This window comes from Bradyrhizobium ivorense (assembly GCF_900696085.1).
Lineage (GTDB): Bacteria > Pseudomonadota > Alphaproteobacteria > Rhizobiales > Xanthobacteraceae > Bradyrhizobium > Bradyrhizobium ivorense.
Map to the genome: position 1 here is coordinate 179,459 of NZ_CAADFC020000033.1, position 19,307 is coordinate 198,765.

19 protein-coding genes are annotated in these 19,307 nt (G+C 62.9%); 5 read left to right on the top strand and 14 right to left on the bottom strand.

The annotated features are described in order from the left end of the window. Positions 1–23: 23 nt before the first annotated feature. The 9 genes from CI41S_RS39270 to CI41S_RS39310 all read right to left on the bottom strand — a co-directional run bounded on the left by CI41S_RS39270 (position 24) and on the right by CI41S_RS39310 (position 9,525). Positions 24–1,427, bottom strand: coding sequence for an amidase (locus CI41S_RS39270; protein WP_139864360.1), 1,404 nt, complete (start codon positions 1,425–1,427; stop codon positions 24–26). An 82-nt stretch (positions 1,428–1,509) separates the two neighbouring features. Continuing rightward, positions 1,510–2,271 carry an SDR family NAD(P)-dependent oxidoreductase gene (locus tag CI41S_RS39275; protein WP_139864361.1) on the bottom strand — a complete coding sequence of 254 codons (762 nt, stop codon included), beginning with the start codon at positions 2,269–2,271 and terminating at the stop codon, positions 1,510–1,512. Between the two features lie 65 nt (positions 2,272–2,336). Beyond that, entirely contained in the window at positions 2,337–3,047 is a 711-nt protein-coding gene (locus CI41S_RS39280; RefSeq protein WP_139864362.1) for an ABC transporter ATP-binding protein, read from the bottom strand. Next, the gene (locus tag CI41S_RS39285) at positions 3,037–3,756 is read right to left on the bottom strand and encodes an ABC transporter ATP-binding protein (protein ID WP_139864363.1); all 720 of its coding nucleotides are present in this window, start codon (positions 3,754–3,756) and stop codon (positions 3,037–3,039) included. The genes CI41S_RS39280 and CI41S_RS39285 overlap by 11 nt, the downstream gene beginning before the upstream one ends. A 2-nt stretch (positions 3,757–3,758) precedes the next feature. Beyond that, complete coding sequence (locus tag CI41S_RS39290) at positions 3,759–4,829, bottom strand: branched-chain amino acid ABC transporter permease (protein WP_139864364.1); 1,071 nt, start codon at positions 4,827–4,829, stop codon at positions 3,759–3,761. 15 nt (positions 4,830–4,844) lie between these two features. Continuing rightward, positions 4,845–5,711 carry an ABC transporter permease subunit gene (locus CI41S_RS39295; protein WP_139864365.1) on the bottom strand — a complete coding sequence of 289 codons (867 nt, stop codon included), beginning with the start codon at positions 5,709–5,711 and terminating at the stop codon, positions 4,845–4,847. Between the two features lie 122 nt (positions 5,712–5,833). After that, the gene (locus tag CI41S_RS39300; protein ID WP_139484846.1) at positions 5,834–7,048 is read right to left on the bottom strand and encodes an urea ABC transporter substrate-binding protein; all 1,215 of its coding nucleotides are present in this window, start codon (positions 7,046–7,048) and stop codon (positions 5,834–5,836) included. Between the two features lie 58 nt (positions 7,049–7,106). Next, positions 7,107–8,105, bottom strand: coding sequence for an acetamidase/formamidase family protein (locus CI41S_RS39305; RefSeq protein WP_139864366.1), 999 nt, complete (start codon positions 8,103–8,105; stop codon positions 7,107–7,109). Between the two features lie 19 nt (positions 8,106–8,124). Beyond that, on the bottom strand, positions 8,125–9,525 hold the full coding sequence (locus tag CI41S_RS39310; protein ID WP_139864367.1) for an amidase: 1,401 nt from the start codon (positions 9,523–9,525) through the stop codon (positions 8,125–8,127). A gap of 418 nt (positions 9,526–9,943) precedes the next feature. Between CI41S_RS39310 and CI41S_RS39315 the strand changes: the two genes are divergently transcribed. Further along, entirely contained in the window at positions 9,944–11,107 is a 1,164-nt protein-coding gene (locus CI41S_RS39315; RefSeq protein WP_139864368.1) for a transporter substrate-binding domain-containing protein, read from the top strand. Next, positions 11,104–11,688 (top strand): ANTAR domain-containing response regulator, encoded by a 585-nt coding sequence (locus CI41S_RS39320; protein WP_139484842.1) that lies wholly within the window; start codon positions 11,104–11,106, stop codon positions 11,686–11,688. Before CI41S_RS39315 ends, CI41S_RS39320 begins: the two co-directional genes overlap by 4 nt. 89 nt (positions 11,689–11,777) lie before the next feature. Here CI41S_RS39320 and CI41S_RS39325 read toward each other — a convergent pair whose 3' ends face one another. From CI41S_RS39325 to CI41S_RS39340, 4 genes are all read right to left on the bottom strand, one after another. Then, positions 11,778–12,152 carry an anion permease gene (locus CI41S_RS39325; protein WP_244626833.1) on the bottom strand — a complete coding sequence of 125 codons (375 nt, stop codon included), beginning with the start codon at positions 12,150–12,152 and terminating at the stop codon, positions 11,778–11,780. Between the two features lie 148 nt (positions 12,153–12,300). Further along, the gene (locus CI41S_RS39330) at positions 12,301–13,686 is read right to left on the bottom strand and encodes a sensor histidine kinase (RefSeq protein ID WP_244626834.1); all 1,386 of its coding nucleotides are present in this window, start codon (positions 13,684–13,686) and stop codon (positions 12,301–12,303) included. Beyond that, positions 13,686–14,351 (bottom strand): response regulator transcription factor, encoded by a 666-nt coding sequence (locus CI41S_RS39335; protein WP_139484840.1) that lies wholly within the window; start codon positions 14,349–14,351, stop codon positions 13,686–13,688. The genes CI41S_RS39330 and CI41S_RS39335 overlap by 1 nt, the downstream gene beginning before the upstream one ends. Positions 14,352–14,648: 297 nt before the next feature. Then, the gene (locus CI41S_RS39340) at positions 14,649–14,873 is read right to left on the bottom strand and encodes a hypothetical protein (RefSeq protein WP_139864370.1); all 225 of its coding nucleotides are present in this window, start codon (positions 14,871–14,873) and stop codon (positions 14,649–14,651) included. Positions 14,874–15,133: 260 nt separating this feature from the next. On the opposite strand from CI41S_RS39340, the gene CI41S_RS39345 reads away from it, so the two are divergent. From CI41S_RS39345 to CI41S_RS39355, 3 genes are all read left to right on the top strand, one after another. Beyond that, positions 15,134–15,583: a hypothetical protein gene (locus tag CI41S_RS39345; protein ID WP_139864371.1), complete on the top strand. Its 450-nt coding sequence runs from the start codon at positions 15,134–15,136 to the stop codon at positions 15,581–15,583. Between the two features lie 206 nt (positions 15,584–15,789). Further along, positions 15,790–16,995, top strand: coding sequence for an MFS transporter (locus tag CI41S_RS39350; RefSeq protein WP_139864726.1), 1,206 nt, complete (start codon positions 15,790–15,792; stop codon positions 16,993–16,995). Then, complete coding sequence (locus tag CI41S_RS39355) at positions 16,995–18,254, top strand: arsenic transporter (RefSeq protein ID WP_139864372.1); 1,260 nt, start codon at positions 16,995–16,997, stop codon at positions 18,252–18,254. Before CI41S_RS39350 ends, CI41S_RS39355 begins: the two co-directional genes overlap by 1 nt. 522 nt (positions 18,255–18,776) lie before the next feature. Here CI41S_RS39355 and CI41S_RS39360 read toward each other — a convergent pair. Further along, positions 18,777–19,256 (bottom strand): MarR family winged helix-turn-helix transcriptional regulator, encoded by a 480-nt coding sequence (locus CI41S_RS39360; RefSeq protein WP_139484836.1) that lies wholly within the window; start codon positions 19,254–19,256, stop codon positions 18,777–18,779. Positions 19,257–19,307: the final 51 nt, after the last annotated feature.

Below are 19,307 nucleotides of genomic sequence, written 5' to 3' on the forward strand. Positions count from 1 at the left end.
CAACGCACCTCGATGCGCAGGTTTTAGTCGAGCGGCGGACGGCGGGTATGCCAGTCGGTTGCGGATTGAAATGCGTGGCCGGCCCGGGCAAGCACGTCTTCGGACAGATGCGGGCCGACCAGCTGCATGCTCAAGGGCATATTGTCCGAAGCAAGGCCCATCGGCAGGGTTATCGTCGGGCTGCCGCTGAAATCGAACACGGCGGTAAAGCGCAGGATGCTCAGCAGCACATTTGGGTCGGTGCCGTATTCGCCCATCTTGGTGAGCGTCGGGATCGGCACGGGCATCGTCGGGATCAGCAGAAGGTCGATATCCCCGAACAACGCAGCCAGGCTGCCGCTGAACTTCAGCCGCTCATGATGGACGGCGGCGATCTCGATGCCGCTCATCGACCGTCCCTGCTCGATCAGTTGCGCGAGGTCGGGGCCATATTCCGATTTGCGCGACGGATAGGTCCCGAGATGAGCCTCCGCCGTCTCAATCGAGCACATCGGAATCCACATGCTGACAAGCTTCTCGTAGGCCGGGAACTTGATCTCGCGAATGTCGGCGCCGAGATCCGCAAGCATGCGCTCGGCATCCTTCAAGGCCGCCACCACCTGAGGGTCAATTCCCTCCTGGGTATATTTGCGATCGACCCCGATCCTCAGGCCACGGATGCCGTCCCCGAGTCCGGCCAGATAGTTCGGCACCGGCGCTCGCAAGGTCGTCGGATCGTTGATGTCCGCACCCGCGATGACACCGAGCATCGCTGCGGCGTCGGCCGCGCTCCGGCACATTGGGCCGACATGATCGAGCGAGTCGGCCAGCGGGAAGACGCCGTGCCGGCTGACACGGCCCCAAGTCGGCTTGATCCCGGTCAACCCGCAGGTCGCCGACGGGAACCTGATCGAGCCGCCGGTATCACTGCCGATCGAGCCGTAACAGAGGCCCGCCGATGTCACCACGCCGGAGCCGCTCGACGAGGAGCCGACCCAATAGTCGATATTCCAGGGATTGAGCGGCGCCTGATCGTTGGGATGATGGCTGGTATAGGCCCCCTCCGTCATCTTGAGCTTGCCGAGCGTGACAGCGCCGGCACGCTCAAGCCGATCGACAATCGTTGCATTGAAGGACGGCACGAAGTTGGCGTGGATCGTCGTGCCGCCCGCGGTCGGCGCAAATGTCGTGTAGCAGAGGTCCTTCAACCCGATCGGAACGCCGTGCAACGGACCGCGCCAAATGCCTTTAGCGATCTCGTCGTCACAGCGCTTCGCCTGCGCCATGGCGCGCTCGGCGAGAACCGTCGCATAGCCATGGAATCGTCCGTCCAGCTCCGCGATCCGGTTCAACATCGCCGCGGTCACTTCCGACGGCTGCAACTCGCCATGGCGGAACAGCCCGGAGATTTCGGTGATCGACTTGTAGTGTAACGGATCCGCTGACATCTGACGCCCTGCTGCTATTGAAAATATCATCACCGGCCGCGCCGTCGTCGGCGCGGTCGCGCTCCTCGTCGCGTCAAAGCGACTAGAACTGCACCCCACGGGTCAAGGCGCCGTCCACCACGAGATTTGTCCCCGTGATGAAGCTCGCCGCCTTGCTGGCAAGGAATACGGCGGCGTTCGCCATTTCCTGCGGCGTACCCATTCGCCCCGTCGGGTTCAGCGCCAGCGCGGTCTTGTACAGCTCGGGATTCCCGTCCTTGATCATGTTCCAGACGCCGCCCTCGAAATAGGTATTTCCCGGCGACACCGAGTTCGCGCGAATGCTCTTGCTGGCAAGCTGGTAGGCCAGGCCCTGCGTGTAATGGATGATGGCGGCCTTGAAGGTCCCATAGGGGCCGCTCGCAAAGTCGACCTCACGGCCCGACACGCTGGAGATGGTGACGATTGCAGCAGCCTTGCTCTTTTCCAGATAGGGCATCGCGGCGTTGACCAGCCGCACCGTACCCATCATGTCGGTCGAGAACTCTTTCTCCCAGCTCTCTTCGTCCTGTCCGATCGACAGCGCGCTGACATTGGCGACGACGACATCGATGCCGCCGAGCTTCGAGGCCATGTCGCCGACCCAGGCTTTCAGCGCCGGGCCGTTGGAGACGTCGACCGCACCGCCAAACGCCGCAACGCCCTTCGCCTTTATATCAGCGACCGCGCGATCCACGTCGGCCTGGTTGCGCGCGCAAATGCCGACATCGGCGCCTTCGGCGGCGAAGGTGTCGGCGATCGCCCGACCGATCCCCTTGGTGCTGCCCGTGACGAGAACCTTTGCTCCTTTGAGTCCCAGATCCATGTCCGTTCCCTCCATTTATTGTCGACTTTAAAGCGCGCGATTCCCGGCCATGCCGCCGCGGCCTGTCAGAGCAAGAGCTGGGCGCGGACATTGTCCGCATCGACCTGCTCGCCGGCCAGCGACCGCGTGATCTTACCCTTCTCCATGATGTAGCAGCGCTCGGCGATCGCCAGGATGGTGTCGAGATTCTGCTCGACGAAGATGATCGTGGTACCGAGCTCGTCCCTGAACGATTTCAGCGCGTCGCAGATATGCTGCACGATCGACGGCTGGATGCCCTCCGACGGTTCGTCCAGGATCATCAGGGCCGGATTGCCGATCAGCGCACGCCCGATGGCGAGCTGCTGCTGCTCACCGCCGGACGTGGTGCCGGCGGCCTGCCGCCGTCGCTCCTTCAGCCGTGGAAAATACTCATAGACCAATTCCGGCAATTTCTTTCCATCCGGCCCGCCGATCAGTTCGCCGACCTGCAGGTTCTCCTCGACGCTCATTTGCGGAAAGACGTCGCGGCCTTGTGGAATATAGCCGAAGCCGGCCCGCGCCCGCGCGTCGGCCTCGAGCTGGGTCACGTCCCGGCCCATAAAGGTGATCGTGCCACGCCAGGTCTGCAGCAGTCCGATCAGGCAGCGCATCAGGGTGGACTTGCCGACGCCATTGCGGCCGATCACGCCGACGATCTCGCCGCGTGCGACCTGCATGCTGACGCCCTGCAGGATCGGCGTCGCGCCGTAACCTGCCCAGAGTCCCGAAACGTCCAGGATGCGATCAGTGGGCATGAGCCTTACCCAGATAGATTTCCGCGACCTTCTCGTCCTGCAGGATGGCCTCCAGGCTGCCGCGGGCAAATATCTTGCCGAGGTGCAGCACGGTCACCCGCTGCGCGACCTGGCGCACAAACGCCATGTCGTGCTCGACGACCAGAACCGTCATTCCCTCTGAATTGAACGACTTGATTAGCTCGCCGGTCTTGAAGGTTTCCTCCGGCGACATGCCGGCCGTCGGCTCGTCAAGCAGCAGGAGCTGCGGCTTGAGCGCCAGCGCCATCCCGATCTCCAGCCACTGCTGCTGGCCGTGCGACAGCGCGCCCGCAAGCTTGCCGCTGTCCGGCGCCAGATCGAGCAGCGTCAGCAGACGCTCCTCCTCGGCGCTGCGCTCCGCACCAGAAAAGCGCTCCTGCAGTGCAATCTGGATATTCTGCCGCACCGGCAGTTCCTTGAACACGCTCGGCGCCTGCATCTTGATGCTCATGCCTCGCTGCACGCGGGCATGGGGGCGCTCGTTGGTGATATCGACAGTATCGAAGAAAATGCTGCCCTTGGTCGGCGGATAGAGTCCGACGATCAGCTTGAACAGCGTGCTTTTCCCGGCCCCGTTAGGCCCGATCAGGCAGTGAATTTCTCCGGTGTTGACGGTGAGATCGACGTCGGAGACGGCGGTCAATCCACCGAAGCGCTTGGATACGCCCTGGACATCGACAATCGCCATGGTCAGGTCTCGTCCGACTGGAGGCGGCCGGCGGCCAGCGCGGGGCCGGAGTCAGGCCGGCGGCGCCCGGTCCACCAATCGACGACAAGCTTGCCGATGCCGAGCACAAAGCCTTGCGGCGCCAGCATCACGGTGGCAAGGAGCAACGCGCCCATCAGCACCAGCGCGGCCTGCTGACTGTAGATCGTGATGGTCTGGAAGCCGAAAAGCAACAGGAAAGACCCGACCAGCGTCGCCGTCAGATCGCTGCGTCCGGAGAATGCGACCCACACAATCGGCATGGCCGCCGCCGGGAGGCCAATGCTCGACGGCGTGATGAACTGTCCCCAGGAGGTGTACAGCGCGCCGCTGAGGCCGGCGAGGCCGCTGCCGATCACGAAAGTCAGAAGCTGATACTTGCGGACGTCGTAGCCGAGCATCTCGGCGCGCTGCGGATTTTCCCGCGTCGCCACGATCACGTTGCCGACGCTTGAGTTCACCAGCATGCGCAGCGCGACGTAGACGATCACGATCAGGGCGATCATGACGTAGTAGAGCGCCGAACCTTCGATATAAAAGTCGCCGACGGCAAGCGGATCCATGCCCTTCATGCCGTTGAAGCCGTTCAGCCGCGCGGTGCCGATGTGCCATTCCGGCCCCGCCGTCTGTCCGAGGAAGAAGGCGAGAACAAGCGTCGCCGAGAGGGTGACGATGCCGAAGAAGATGCCGCTGATGCCGCCCCAGATCATGAAGTAGCCGAGAATTCCGGCCGCAACCATCGCGACAATGACCGAAAGGACGAGCGCGGCGATCGTCATCGTGCCACCGCCCATGTTGATCGCCAGCACGCCGTATCCGTAACCGGCGATGCCGAAAAACAAGGTTTGGCCGAACGACAGCATACCGCCATAGCCCCACATCAGGCATAGGCCGAGCGCCATGAAGATCCAGATCAGGAAGTAGGAGAAGTTGCCGACATCATAGGAATCGGCGAACAGCGGATAGATCAGCGCGCCCGCCAGCACCGCGAGGAAGCAGGACCAGAAGATCTTTCCCCGTCCGAGTGTCTGTGGGCCTTCGAGCAATTTCAACATCGAGAGAATTCCCGTCTAGCGCCCACGCCGAACCAGTACGCTGGATAGTCCTTCAGGCAGCACACGGACGATCAGGATGACGGCAACCAGCATGCCGATCTGGCCGATGATCTGGCCGTAGCTCGCATTCAATGCCATCCGGATCATCGCCAGGAACACCGCGGCCGGCGCGGTTCCGAGCAGCACATTCGCGCCTCCGATCACGACGGTGACAAAGCTCTCGACAACGAAGGTCGCGCCCATGGTCGGGATCAGCGTCATGGTCGGGGCGTACAGTGCCCCGCAGAGCCCCGCGAGGGCCGTTCCGATGCCGAAACTGATGGAATAAATTCGCCCGGTGCGCGCCCCCAGCGCCTTCGCCATCGCCGCGTTCTGCATCGTAGCGCGCGCGATCACGCCAAAGGGGGTCTTCATGAAGATGATATAGAGCCCGGCGAGTACCGCCACCGCGCAGCCGAACAAGACGAGCCGGTAGGTCGAGAACGTGTATTCGCCGATCGCAAAGCTTCCCTCGGGCGTGCCGATGCCCCGCACCGCAGAGCCGACGATCAGGAGCATCGACTGCGTCACGATCAGGCTGAGACCCCAGGTCGCGAGCAGCGAGTCGAGTGGACGCTTGTAGAAGCGCCGCACGATGAGAAATTCGACGGCAACGCCAATGATGCCCGCGGTCAGCGCGGCCAGGATCTGGGCGATCGGCAGCGGCACGCCGAGATTCACCAGGCCGACCGTCACATAGGCGCCGCACATGATGAACTCGCCATGCGCCATGTTGATGACGCCCATCATGCCGAACACGATGGCAAGGCCCGCCGCCGAGAGGATCAGGAACGCGAAGACGTCGGCGAACTGATAGAATACCGAGAAGAGTTCAGCCGACATCCTGGTCTCCGTGTTCGCGGCGCCACAGCATCGCGGCGCCGGCGTGGTTCAAGGTCGCGACATCTGACACACCTGGCACGGCTGTCACGCGTGACACCAGCAAGATCCGTGCCCGCCGCGCGTCACGATTTGTTCGGAAGATGGCTCGGCGTGTACTGATCCTTGTCGTTCTTCTTTGTGAGGTCGCAGCCGATCTCGCCGAGCCAGTAGGGCTGGATCGTGCCGTAGTCCTTCTCCACGGTCACCTCATGCTTGGGCCCGACCGAGATCAGACGCATGCGGTGCGAGGTATGCTGGCTCTTCGGATCGATGCAGACCTTGCCTTCGGGCGCGTCGATGCAGGCATCACCCGCCGCGATCACCTTGCGCATATCCTCGAGCTTGATCGACTTCGCCTTCTCGACCAGCGTCTTGTACATGTAGAGCGCGTTGTAGGCGTTGTAGCCCATGTCGTTGATGTAGAGCTCGTCCGGGAATTTGGCGTGCCAGCGCTTTTTGAAGTCATTGGCTTCGGGCGTGTCGATTTCTTCGAACCAGTTTGCGGTGGCATGCATGTTATTGAGGGCCGGCGGTTTGAACCGCTTGTGCTCGAAGCCGAGCATGACCTTGATCGACGAGCCCATCGGCAGATTGAGGTTGGCCGCAGCGGCCTGCTCGAAGAACGAGTCCTGCGCAGCGCCGACATTGATCGTCAGCAACCAATCCGGCTTGGCCTTCTGGATGTTCTGGATCGTCTGTGCGAATTGCGAGACGCCGAGCGGGATGAACTCCTCGCCCACGACCTCGCCGCCCAGATCTTTCATGATCTTCCGGTTCCACTCCGCCGAGATCTGGCCGAAATTATAGTCGGCGGCGATGACGTAAACCTTCTTGCCGAATTTCTGGACCATCCACGGAATTAGCGTCGAGAACTGCTGCTCGGGCACCGCGCCCATGCTGACCATGCTGGCGTCGCAGACCCCGCCCTCATACTGGTTGGTGTAGAAATATGGCGTGGTGGTGCGATCCACGATCGGCCGCAGCGCCTCGCGCGAGGCCGAAGTGATGCCGCCGATCAGCACGTCGACCTTGTCGCGGTTGAGCAACCGCCGGCCGAATTCCTGGTACCGCGCATTGTCGCCCTGCGGATCGAGATGGATAAGTTCGATCTGCCGCCCGAGGATGCCGCCGCTCTTGTTGATCTCTTCGACCGCAAGCTGCGAGCCGTGCAGCTTCGGCATGCCCATGAATGCCAGGTCGCCGGAGACGTCTTCGAGCAGACCGATCTTCAGCGGCGGCTCGGCCGCCTGAGCGGCACCAATTGCCGCGGTCCCCAGCATTGCACCAAGCAAAGCCATTCCAGCTAGTCGCCCCGAATACATCGCGAAATCCCCTGTCGTTGAAGGATGTTTGAAGTCACGCCTTGAGGTAGTTCTTCAGGATCGACGCCCCCATCGTGTATTTGGGATCGACCATATTGCCGAGCCGCATGCGGCCCGCCTGGCTGAGCAGCATGTAGGCGTCGATCTCGTCGAAGCCGTAGTCGGCCGCCATCCATCGCACCAGTTCGCGATAGGCGATGCGCGCCGCGTCCTCGAGCGGGCGCGCGCTGCCGATCGTCATGATGAAGTCGCGCGTCTCGAGCCGCGGCCAGGCAAAACTCCAGTTCTTGATCAGGTCGATCTGCAGCGTCACAGTTGCACGCTGCTCCATCGCGACGCCCGAGAGCTCGCCGTCGCCCTGCGTGGCGTGGCAGTCGCCGACGTAGAGCAGCCCGCCTTCGGTGTGCACCGGAAAATAGATGATCGCGCCAGGCGCGACGTCGGGCAGATCCATGTTGCCGCCGTGATAGTCGGGCTGCAGCGAGGAGATCGCCTCGATTTCCGGTGAGACGCCGATCGTGCCGATGAACGGCTCGTACGGCAGCGTGATCTTGTCGTTCCAGCGCACCCCGTTGCGGTCGACATGCAGCTTCTTGACGCGTTCAGGCAGTGGCGGATTGAGCATGGCCGTGGCGGCGGTGCCGACCAACCCGCCGAACTCCGGAATGATGCAGGTCGTTCCTGCCGGCTGCGCGCCGCGTGTCTCGACGTCGCGGATGTAGACAGCGAGGCAATCGCCCTTCTTGGCGCCCTTGACCGCAATCGGTCCGCATTGCGGGTTCAGGTACGGAAAGTTCAGCTTTGCCGTGGGGCTGTCGCTCTCGCTGGTGATGACGCCGCCGAAAGCATCTTCGGTCTCGACGACGACCACCCCGCCAGGATCGATCGACAACGTCGGCTTAGCGTATGGGCCGTAGACGTAGTGAAACCCACCCTGCTGCTCGATCGTCAAACCATGGGTCGTGCCGGTGGCGCCCTTGGCGAGGGCCCGCTTCGCCATGATTGAATTCTTCAACCAGTCTTCTGCGCTCATGCGATAGCTCCTCAAGCTCTCAGATACCGGGATGGCGCTTGTGCCAGTCGGTGACGCGCTGGAATGCGTCGCCGGCGCGGACGAGGCTTGCCTCCTCGAAATGGCGGCCGACAAACTGGAAAGCGACCGGCCCGCCGTTTGCCGCAAAACCGCCCGGCAGTGTCACCGTCGGACTTCCGGTCATGTCGAACGGACAGGTGAAACGAAGCAGCCCGGCGATGAGCGAGGCGTCCTCGCCGAGCGCCGCCATCTTGGCGAGCGTAGGCGCGGCAAACGCCTGGGCCGGAACCGCGATAAGATCGACTGTTTCGAACAGAAGCCGCACCGCACCGCGGAATGCTTCACGCCGCAGCACGATCTTCTGATAGTCCATGCCGGACTGCTGCCGGCCGAGGTCGAGCAGGCCAGCGAGCGCCGGCCCGTATTCGTCTTTGCGCGCCGGATAGGTTGCCTCATGCGCGACAGCCACCTCGATGCCGCACAGCGGAAACCAGTCCTCGATCACGGCCTTGGGGTCGGGGAACGTGATATCCCTGATTTTCGCGCCCAGATCGGCCGCAACGCGCAGCCCCTCGGCGAGCACCTTGCTCGCGGCCTCGTCGGTTCCTTCACTGGTCCAGCGCCGGTCGACGCCGATGGTCACGCCGCGCAGGTCGCCGGACAGGCCGGCGAGATAGTCCGGCACGGGCAGCGGCACCGACGTCGTGTCCTTGGGATCCTGCCCTGCGACCACACTGAGCATCGCACCGCAATCAACAGCGCTGCGCGCCATCGGCCCGATGTGGTCCAGCGTCGCAGCAAGTTCGAACGCGCCGTAGCGGCTGACCCGCCCCCAGGTCGGCTTCAGCCCGGTGATGCCATTGGCCGCCGAGGGAAAGCGGATCGATCCGCCGGTATCGGTGCCGAGCGATCCGAAGCACAGGCCCGCCGCAGTAGCGACACCCGAGCCGCTCGAGGATGCGCCGGACCACAGATCCGCGTTCCAGGGATTCTTCGGCGGGTCGATCTGCGGGTGATGATCGGCGTAAGCGCCCTCGGTCTGCTGCAGCTTGCCGAGGATGACCGCGCCGGCATCCTTCAGCCGTGCCACCACGGTGGCATCCTCGCTCGGGCGGAAGTCGCGGTGAATGGTCATGCCATGCGCCGCCGGCGCACTCTTGACCCAGCAGAGGTCCTTGATCGCGATCGGGACGCCGTGCAGCGGCCCCTTGATCTTGCCCGACGCGATCTCCTTCTCGGCCGCGGCCGCCGCCGCGAGCGCCGCATCGGCCATCACATGGGCATAGCTCTTGAGCTTACCGTCGAGCTGCCCGATCCGTTCGAGCACCGCCTTCGTCACCTCGACGGGCGACAGCTTCTTCCTTTGGATCTGCTGCCCGACTTCAACCAGTCCGAGATAGTGAAGATCTGTGGTCGCCATCGCATTCATCCCCGCGCTCAATCCGGCGCAAGCGCAGGCGGGCCAATCACCGCGCATGCACCACCGGCTTGGCGACACGGATGCATCGCCAATGTGTTTGGCAGCAAAAGAAAAAAGCCACCCGCACCTCGGAAACGAGGTGGCGAATGGCTCTAATGCCGCGGCTATGATCTATCGCATGGGGTCCAGGATCGAACGGAGCACTTAGTGCAGGGACCAGGACGTCATAGGCCGGATCGACGCACGCAAGGTTCGACAGGAAACCCGTAGGAGAAAATTCTAAGGAAGTGTCCGGCGCATTGTCAACGAGGCGAGCTGCACAAATTTCGCGATGTGCATGCGCAGCAATTCGGCATGACCTCTTGCACCGGCATCGGCGAAGATGGTTTCCTGTATCCCTCGCCGCCGAAGGCCTTCAATGACAAAGCCGTCCATTCCAGTTGGCATCATCTGCTCGCAGCACGGGCCCTATCAGGCGATGGGGCGCGAGATCCTGAAGAGCACGCTGATGGCGGTCGACGAGATCAACAACCAGGCCGAGTTCGACTTCACCGTTACCGCCCATGTCCGCGATCCGCGCGGCGTCATTGCGGAGTATCACACGGTCTGCGACGACCTCATTCGCAACGTCGGCGTGGAGCACATTATCGGCTGCTACACCTCGGCTTCGCGCAAGCAGGTGTTGCCGATCGTTGAGCGTACGGATCGTCTGCTGTGGTATCCCGCGCGATACGAGGGCTTCGAGTGCTCCGACAACGTCATCTATGTCGGCGCCTCACCCAACCATAACGTACTGCCGCTGGTGCGTTACGTTCTGGACAATTTGTCGCGCGAGATATTCTGTGTCGGCTCCAACTATGTCTGGACCTGGGAGACCAATCGGGTCACCCGCGAGCTCGTGACTGCATCGGGCGGGCGAATTGTCGCCGAACGGCTGCTTGAGCTCGGCGAAAGCGCGGTCGGACACATCGTCGACGAGATTGTGCGCCGCCGGCCGCCGGTGGTGTTCAACACGCTGGTCGGCAGCTCGAGCTACGACTTCATCCGCGCGTTTCACGCCGCAACCACGGCGGCCGGCCTCGACATCCCGATGTTGAGCTGCAGCCTGTGCGAGCCTGAGCTCAAGATCGTCGGATCCGCATCGGCCGGATGCATCACCTCATCGGCCTATTTCGAAAGCATTCGCCTGCCCGAGAACCGCGCCTTCGTCGCACGCTGGAAGGCGCGCTATGGCGACGACAGCAGTCCCTCCGTCGACGGCCAATCGGCCTATGTCGCGGTCTATCTCTTGGCGCGCGCGCTGCAGCGCGCTGGCGCGTCCAACATCGGCGAGGTCAGACGCGCCGCTGCCGGATTTCGCTACAATTCGCCGCAGGGCCCGGTGTGGATCGACGGCGGCAACAATCATTGCGTCCTGACGCCGCGGCTCGCCGTGTCCAACGCCGATGGACAGTTTGATATCTTCTGGGAAGCTGACGCACCGGTAAAGCCTGATCCCTATCTGACGCAGCTCGACGTCGCCGTCAGTCCCGCAAGGGACGGAGCCTCGCCGAATGCGCCGCATTTGCGGGTGGTGAAATGAGCAAGCCGTCTTCATTTTCGCTGCGCGGGCGCAAGGCGCTCCTTGTCATCAAGGACGAACGCGACGCCTCGATCGTCAAACGTCAGTTCGAACGCCTCGGCATCGACATCGTCGCATCGGAGCCCGGCGGCGTCATCGGCGGCCGCCCTGATATCGCGCTGGTCGACGATGAATTCCTGCCGCTGGCCTCGCCTGCACAGCGCAAGTTCCTTGCCGGATGCCCAATCATCGCGTTGGTCGGCACCGAGACGCCCAGCCGCCTGAAGCTGGTGCTTGAGCTAGATCCGGCATCCTTCCTGATCAAGCCATTGCGCTCGGCTGGCATTTACGCTGCGCTCGTCATGGCATTGGAAAAGAACGAGCGCACCAACGAGCTGAAGCAGCAGGTCTTCAAGCTTGAACAGCGTCTTCGCTCGCGCCGGATTGTGCTAGCTGCCGTCCTTCAGGTCATGCACTCTCGTGCGCTGGCGGAGCCGGCCGCATTTGCACTAATTCGGCGAACCGCCATGGAGCAGCGCAAGACCATCGAGGAAATTTCTGCGGAGATCACCATGAACGGCTGCCTGCCTCGCGCCGGCTAGACCAGCGCTCGATCTCGCGCGGCACACAACCGACTGTGTCGGCTGACCCGATGCCGAGGTTCGGGCCGGGACGCAAATTATTTCCGGCGTCAAGATGGCGGTGCAATATAGTCACTGCCGTCGGGTAGTTCTGCGAACTCGAACCTGAAGAACCGGGTCGCCAGAAAATAGAGGCCGATGGAAAAAAGCACGGTGTAGGGAAACCAATAGAGCGGCCAGTCGACGTAGCCGACCTGGACCTGGCCGGCTCCGGTCAGGAAATCGACCATCACCGGATTGGGTGCAGCTCCGGTGAGCACGCCTAGTCCGGTCACCGACGGCAGAATCCAAGCGAGAAGGAGCATGGCCTTGCCGATCTGACTGCTGCGCGGAAGGCCAACAGCCTCGGTCAACCCGATCACGATCGGAACGAGCGTCGCCGCACGCGATAAGGCCGAAACCAACCATTGATGCGTTGCACTCACTGAACATCGGGCACATCGCTCTTCTTTGCCTACCGCTCAAAAGTGCATAGGGCGCTTGCGGTGCCGCCTATCTCTCACTCGGTTCGTCGTGAGCCTTCGCGAGAGCGTTGGGCTTGGTGCGCCATCGCAAGACATCTGGAATAATCGATCAATCTGCGCCCGCGGATGGCAGGCGTATCGTTACTCGAAGTCCGCCGAGTGGAGACCGGTCCAAAGTAAGGGATCCGGCGTAAAGCTCGGCTAGCTCGCGCGTGATCGACAGGCCGAAGCCAAATCCCGGAGAGCTTTCGTCGAGCCGTTGGCCGGCCTGCATCGCCTGCGACATCTGCTCTGGCGAAAGTCCTGGTCCATCGTCCTCGACGACGAGAACGACGCTCCGCGTCTCTTCGCGAGATCCGACCGCGATTTTGCTGCGGCACCAGGAAAAAGCGTTCTCCAGCACGTTACCCAGCATTTCGTCGACGTCTTGCTGTTCACAGGCCACCGCGAGGCCGGCTGGTATGTGGTTGGCGAAATCGATCGCCTTGTCGGCGTTCACTTTGCCGAGGACGAGACCGAGATCCGCGACCCGTGGCGCGATCGCCGTTCTGGTCCGAACCGGACCGCCAAGTGCGGCCGATCGGGCGCGACCCAGATGATGCCGGATGCGCCGGTCCATCAACACGACGAGGCCATGAAGATCCTCGGAGCCCGGGGTTTGCTTCTGAAGCGCGATCGCCAGCGTCGCGAGCGGCGTTTTCAGGCCGTGGGCCAGATTCGAAACGTGTTTGCGCGCCCGCTCCAGGTTGGTGGCGTTCTGAACCAGCAGCGCATTGAGTTCTGCCGCCAGTGGCTGCACCTCGCCCGGCTGCGCGTCAGGCACATTGTCACGAAGTCCAGCTCTCACATCGGCGACAGCTTGACGAAGTCGTTCGAGGGGACGCAATCCCAGGCGAACCTGGATCAGCATCGCTGAGATCAATGCGATGCCGAGCGCCGCGAGCGACAGGGCCAATGTACGCATCGCTTCCCACAACGGCCCGCGCACCGCGTCTCTCGGAGCGGAGGCCACGATCCTGACGGGGGCACCGGACACCGCCACATCGAGGATGCGGAAGTGAAGCATGCGGTCGTATGGGCCCTTGCCGTCGGCAGGCAGCGGGTGTTCTCGCGGAGGCGGATCGTCGCCGATCGGGGGAGGCGGCGGGGGCGGCAAGGGTCTGCTGCTGATGTCGGGCGGAGCCAGATCCGCCGCCTCGAGCGACCGCGACCGTAAGACATTCTTTGGTCCGGAAATCTGCCAGTACCAGCCGTGTCGGCGCCGGTCGAACGGCGGTCCGTCGGCGGATCCCACGAGACGCATGTTGCCGCCGCCATCGGCTTCAAGCATAGAGGCGAGGAAGAGAATCTGCGCGTCGAGCCTCTGATCGATCTGTCCCTGCACGAAACGATGCAGCACGAATGATATCAGGATCGCGGAAACGATCAGGGCCGCGGTGATGAACACTCCGGCTCCGATCATGAGGCGCCGGCCGAGCGATGCCTTCCGGCTCATCATGGGGATCCCGAGTTGAGCTTGTAGCCGCGGCCCCTTTCGGTCTCGATCAGTGCCTTGCCGACCTTGCGCCGGAGCCGCGCAACGATCACTTCGATGGAATTCGAATCCGTCCCGACGTCGCCCTCATAGACCTTTTCCGACAGCAGGCCTCGCTCGACCACGGTATCCTTGCGCAGGATCAGGCATTCGAGAACACGCCACTCCAACCCCGTCAGTTTCAACGGCAGTCCATCGAGCTCGAACACACCGGTTTGCGTTTCGAAGCTCAGGGGTCCGCAGGAAATTCGCGGCGCAGCATGCCCGGAGGCGCGACGGACCAGCGCGCGAAGGCGCATGACCAATTCCTCGATCCGGAATGGCTTGGTGAGATAGTCATCGGCCCCGGCCTTGAAGCCTTCCACTTTGTCGGTCCAGCCGTCGCGCGCAGTCAGGATCAGCACCGGCAGATGCCGGCCCTGCTTCCGCCAACCGCGCAGCACCTCGGCGCCGGGCACCTTGGGCAGCCCGAGATCGAGCACCGCGGCATCGTAGGACTCGGTTTCGCCGAGGTGCTGTCCGTCCTCGCCGTTGGCGGCGATGTCGACCGCGAAATTCTCCTCGCGCAAGGCTCGGGCGATCTCTTGCGCGAGCAGGCGATCGTCTTCGACCAGAAGGATTTTCATTCGGCTTACACCTCGGACCGGAACTAGGCGCCCAAGCTTAACCCAACCTGAACGGAACGGTTCAGGCTGGATTGGGGACGGTGCCCTAGGCTCCAGGTATCGCAATCACGAAAGGAGCGCTCAATGACCGAAAGCGATGCACAGAGGGATGCGAGCCCCTCGCTGCCCGGACGCCGGCAGACCCGGCATCATGGCCTGTTGGCAGGGGCCGCGCTTGCCGTGCTTGCCGCCGGCGCGGCTGCCGGTGCCGGCGGCGTTCGCGTCGCCCAGAATTGGCAGCCGCGAAGCATCATGCTGTTACGGCCAACCGCGATCGAGAGGTTGCAGTCCGGCCCGTCTGCAGTCAGGGGCAACGTGGCTGAGATCTTCGGCCACCTGTTCGTCGTCGAAGACGGCAGCGGCCGCGCACTGGTCGACCTCGGACCGCGTGGAGATAACGCCGACGTCGTCACCAAGGGAGAGACGGTTACGATTCAGGGCATGTTCGATCAGGGGATCATCCACGCTCAGATCGTATCGCATGCCGACGGCCGCACGGAAGCGTTCGGTCCTCCGCCGCATCCGCCTCGCGGGGCGCCCCCACCTCCTCCGCGGGCCGATGCGCCGCCAACCCCGCCTCCTCCAGGGGCGCCGCCTCCGCCACCGCGGGCCGACGCTCCGCTACCTCCTCCTCCGGGGGCACCGCCTCCGCCGCCGCGGGCTGACGCTCCGCCACCTCCGCCTCCTCCGGGACTCAAGGCGCTGTGACCGAATGACGAATGGATGAAAACCAGGAGACCAGGATGTCCGAAGACCAGATCAAATTGTCCGGCAAGATCGTGCACGTGTTCGCGCACCGGTTTGTGGTTCAGACCTCGAAGGGCGTAGTGCTTGCCGATCTCACGCCGCACGGAGCGGATCTCGTCGAGCTCAGGATCGGTGCCGATGTCGAGCTGGAAGGAGAACAGAAGCCTTCTGAGCTCAAGGTGACGCGCTTCGCGTGCGATGGCGCAAGCCTGGCGATCCAGCGCAAGGAGAAGCCAGATCACGGCCATCACAAGCCAGCGGATCCCGCCACGGCGATCGAGGCCGCTCGGTCGGCCGGGTTCGAACCGATGGGTGCGCCCCGCCGCAAGCCGAAGCATTTCGAAATCGACGGCCGGCGCAACGGCGAGACCTACGAACTGCACATCGAACTGGATGGACGGATCCGAAAAGCCAAGCTCATCGGCAACGGACATGAAGCTGCTTGACGCTTAAGGGGACGACTGACGTTGCTCTGAGCAGCCGTAGTCGGCAGTCGGGACAACGGGCCCGAGCCGGACTCAGTCGAGGATCTTATCGGACGGGCAGATTGTCTAATCAAGCATCGGGATACAACGTGTCGATAGCACCAGCGACCTCATACAGCGCAAGTCCAGAGAAGGCGCTTCGCCCGCTGCTCGCGCTGAATTTCTTCATGGCGGACATGCAGGCCGGCGTCGGCCCGTTCCTGGGCGTATTTCTCCTCGCTCACGGCTGGCAGAGCGGCTGGATTGGGACGGTGATGACGGCGGGCGGCGTCGCCGGCATGCTGATGACAACGCCGGCTGGCGCTCTGATCGACGCCACGCACAGCAAGAAACTGTTCGTCATCATTCCCGGCATCTGCACCGTCGTTGCGTCCGGCATCGTACTGCTGTCGCAGGAATTCTGGCTGGTGGCAGCCTCACAGGTCGCGACCGCGATTGCAGGCGCCGCGATCGGTCCGGCCGTCGCTGGCATCACGCTCGGCATCGTGCGCCAAGCCGGCTTGAACCGGCAAATTGGCCGCAACCAGGCCTTCAACCACGCCGGCAACATGGTGGGTGCCGGACTTTCTGGATTCATTGGCTGGGTATACGGCTTCACGGCAGTGTTCTGGCTCGCCGCGCTATTTGGCGTCCTGTCCATCGTCTCGGTGCTGATGATCCCGAGCGCGTCGATCGACGACGCTGCAGCTTGCGGGCTCGGACGCGAAGGCAATGATGACACGCCGGCGAGCGGATTGCAGGTGCTGGTCGAATCGAAACCGTTGCTGGTCCTCGCCGCAGCGCTGTTATTCTTTCACCTCGGCAATGCGGCGATGCTTCCACTCTACGGATTGGCCGTCGTCGCCGACAAGCAGGCCGATCCGGCAAGCTTCGTCGCCATGACCATCGTCATCGCCCAGGCCACTATGATTCTCACCTCGCTGGCTGCGATGCGGATGACCGAGAGGGAAGGATACTGGCTGGTCCTGCTGGTGTCGTTCATGGCCCTGCCGATCCGGGGTATTATAGCTGCGTGGCTCTTGAACAGATGGGGTGTCTATCCGGTGCAGATTCTCGATGGTGTCGGGGCAGGCCTGCAAAGCGTCGCCGTGCCGGGACTGGTCGCCCGAATCCTCGATGGCAGCGGGCGGATCAACGCAGGCCAGGGGGCGGTCATGACGGTCCAGGGCATCGGCGCTTCCCTCAGCCCTGCGATCAGCGGCTGGATTGCGCAGGAGTTCGGCTATGGTCCGATGTTTCTCATTCTCGGCGGCTTCGCCACAGTCTCGGTCGTGCTGTGGAGCGTCTTCGTTCCGTTGCTGAGGCCAGTTTGCGCGACGAAACCTGCGCGCACATCAGACGGATTGGCGCCACAGGTCGTGGGTGTTGCCTGATGCTTGTCAACAACGCCGCGACCTGCGGAATCGCGGGTCTTGCGACCCTGGGCGTCATCGCTCGTCCGTGGAATCTTCCAGAATACATCTGGGCGGTGACCGGAGCCATCTCGCTTATTGCCTTCGACCTATTGCCATGGCGAGACGCCGTCACGGCCGCTGGGAAGGGCACGGACGTGTACTTCTTTCTGATCGGCATGATGCTGCTGGCCGAGGTCGCGCGGAAAGAGGGCCTGTTCGACTGGCTCGCCGAACAGGCCGTCATTCATTCGCGCAACTCGGCCTCCCAACTGTTTTCGATCGTCTACGCGGTCGGGACGCTGGTCACCATCTTCTTGTCGAACGATGCCACTGCGGTCGTGCTGACGCCCGCGGTTTATGCCGCGACGCGTACCGCAAAGGTCGAACCGCTGCCTTATCTGTTCGCCTGCGCGTTTATCGCCAACGCGGCGAGTTTCGTGCTGCCGATCTCGAACCCGGCGAACCTCGTATTGTTCGGCGCCCGGATGCCGACGCTGCTGGAGTGGCTGCACCACTTCCTGCTGCCATCGATCGCAGCGGCCGCAGCGACATTCATCATGCTCCGGATCAGCCTGCGGAACAGCCTGTTGGGTGGCGTCGATGAACTCGAGGGAGAGCGCGCCGGACCGACGAGGAATGCTGCGATCGTCGCAGCCGGGATCGGTGCGACGGCGTTGGTTCTGCTCGCCGTGTCGGCCTTTGGCCTCGATCTTGGAATCCCGACTTTCGCCTGCGGTGCGGTGGTGACCGCGATCGTGCTCCTGCTCGGCCGCAAATCGCCGCTCTCTGTCGCACGTGATATCTCCTGGTCGGTGCTGCCCCTCGTCGCCGGACTGTTCATTCTGGTCGAAGGTCTCAACCGAACGGGCGTCCTGCCGACACTGGCCGAAGAACTCAGGCGAGCCGCCGTGCTTTCGCCGCATGGAGCTTCATGGGGAGCCGGCATCATCACGGCGATGGCGTCGAACCTCATCAACAACCTGCCAATGGGACTGATCGCGGCGACCACGACGCAAACCGCGCAGGTCTCCCACTACACCATTGGGGCGGTGCTGATCGGCGTCGATCTCGGACCCAACCTTTCGGTCACCGGATCGCTCGCGACGATCCTGTGGCTGATTGCGCTGCGGCGCGAAGGTGAGCACGTAGGTGCGCTTCGCTTTCTGCGGCTCGGCGTTCTGGTCATGCCGCCGGCATTGGCGCTGTCGCTTCTTGCGCTATCGCTAGTCGCGTCATGAGGTCGCGTAAGAGCAATGCGAAGCCTAAGCCGCTGATCTGGCCGGCGAGCTCTAAACCACCGCGACTGGCGAAGTGTTGCCGAGATTGACCTCCCAAGCCGTGGGTGCGCTCAACTCGACCGAGCGCAGTTGGCGCGCCGCAATCGGTGGCGGCCGCATTCCGCTTGTGGTCCACTAAGGACCTCTGCTTCGTCCTCGTCTGGCCACATGTCGTGCACTTCGGCCGATGCTGTTGGCTCCGCGCAGTGGCCAACCATTGTCTCGAAAACGGAATCTTTGTTCGCGCCCTTGGCGATACGCTGATCCTCTCACCCCCCTTGTCATCGATGAGGAGCAGATTGGTCAGATCGCCGATGGTATCAAGAACGGCATTCGGACATTGTGAGCTGCGGAGGCGCCGACGGCGGCACGCCGACCAACTTGCGGCCGTCGGAAAACATCCTTTGAGGTCATCAGGTCGGCTACTACCGATCCGTTCCGGTAGCGTGCGTTGCCTTGGCTCGCTTCCCGCACTTGAAGGAGTTATAGGAATTTCTCTCGACCTTTCGCTTTGATCTCGGTCTCCAGTTGACGATCAAGCTTGTCGAGGCTTCGCCTCAGAACCTCGATTTCGTGCGGATCGAGCGCGGCCGTGAGCTTACGCTCGACCCGAACAACGAATTTCTCAATATCCTTGTAAACCTTGCGGCCCTCGGCTGACAATCTAAGGCTGGCGCGTCGTCGATCGGCCTTGTCCAGGTCTCGATGAATGAGCCCGCGGCGTACCAACAAATCAATCGCCCGGGCAACCTTGGAGGCGTCCGACGAGGTTAGCGTTGCAAGCCGTGCAGCGGTCAGGGGCTGATGCCTGGCAATGACCGCAAGGCTTCGCCAGGCTGGCATCGTCAGCTCGTAACGTTCTTCATACATGGGAGCAATGAAGCTACCCAGCCGCGAAGCGATGAGACCAAAACGGTATCCGGTCCAATTCTCAAGCGGAAGGATCGTGCTGAGTTTGTTCAAGAAGATTCGCTCGCGATGATGGGAGCAGAACCATAACGAGTCGTGCCGCAC

Excerpts from the sequence above, each read along its gene's own strand:
- CI41S_RS39270 (WP_139864360.1), bottom strand. The coding sequence starts at position 1,427 with ATGTCAGCGGATCCGTTACACTACAAGTCGATCACCGAAATCTCCGGG.
- CI41S_RS39275 (WP_139864361.1), bottom strand. The coding sequence starts at position 2,271 with ATGGATCTGGGACTCAAAGGAGCAAAGGTTCTCGTCACGGGCAGCACC.
- CI41S_RS39280 (WP_139864362.1), bottom strand. The coding sequence starts at position 3,047 with ATGCCCACTGATCGCATCCTGGACGTTTCGGGACTCTGGGCAGGTTAC.
- CI41S_RS39285 (WP_139864363.1), bottom strand. The coding sequence starts at position 3,756 with ATGGCGATTGTCGATGTCCAGGGCGTATCCAAGCGCTTCGGTGGATTG.
- CI41S_RS39290 (WP_139864364.1), bottom strand. The coding sequence starts at position 4,829 with ATGTTGAAATTGCTCGAAGGCCCACAGACACTCGGACGGGGAAAGATC.
- CI41S_RS39295 (WP_139864365.1), bottom strand. The coding sequence starts at position 5,711 with ATGTCGGCTGAACTCTTCTCGGTATTCTATCAGTTCGCCGACGTCTTC.
- CI41S_RS39300 (WP_139484846.1), bottom strand. The coding sequence starts at position 7,048 with ATGGCTTTGCTTGGTGCAATGCTGGGGACCGCGGCAATTGGTGCCGCT.
- CI41S_RS39305 (WP_139864366.1), bottom strand. The coding sequence starts at position 8,105 with ATGAGCGCAGAAGACTGGTTGAAGAATTCAATCATGGCGAAGCGGGCC.
- CI41S_RS39310 (WP_139864367.1), bottom strand. The coding sequence starts at position 9,525 with ATGGCGACCACAGATCTTCACTATCTCGGACTGGTTGAAGTCGGGCAG.
- CI41S_RS39315 (WP_139864368.1), top strand. The coding sequence starts at position 9,944 with ATGACAAAGCCGTCCATTCCAGTTGGCATCATCTGCTCGCAGCACGGG.
- CI41S_RS39320 (WP_139484842.1), top strand. The coding sequence starts at position 11,104 with ATGAGCAAGCCGTCTTCATTTTCGCTGCGCGGGCGCAAGGCGCTCCTT.
- CI41S_RS39330 (WP_244626834.1), bottom strand. The coding sequence starts at position 13,686 with ATGAGCCGGAAGGCATCGCTCGGCCGGCGCCTCATGATCGGAGCCGGA.
- CI41S_RS39335 (WP_139484840.1), bottom strand. The coding sequence starts at position 14,351 with ATGAAAATCCTTCTGGTCGAAGACGATCGCCTGCTCGCGCAAGAGATC.
- CI41S_RS39340 (WP_139864370.1), bottom strand. The coding sequence starts at position 14,873 with ATGCGATACGATCTGAGCGTGGATGATCCCCTGATCGAACATGCCCTG.
- CI41S_RS39345 (WP_139864371.1), top strand. The coding sequence starts at position 15,134 with ATGTCCGAAGACCAGATCAAATTGTCCGGCAAGATCGTGCACGTGTTC.
- CI41S_RS39350 (WP_139864726.1), top strand. The coding sequence starts at position 15,790 with ATGGCGGACATGCAGGCCGGCGTCGGCCCGTTCCTGGGCGTATTTCTC.
- CI41S_RS39355 (WP_139864372.1), top strand. The coding sequence starts at position 16,995 with ATGCTTGTCAACAACGCCGCGACCTGCGGAATCGCGGGTCTTGCGACC.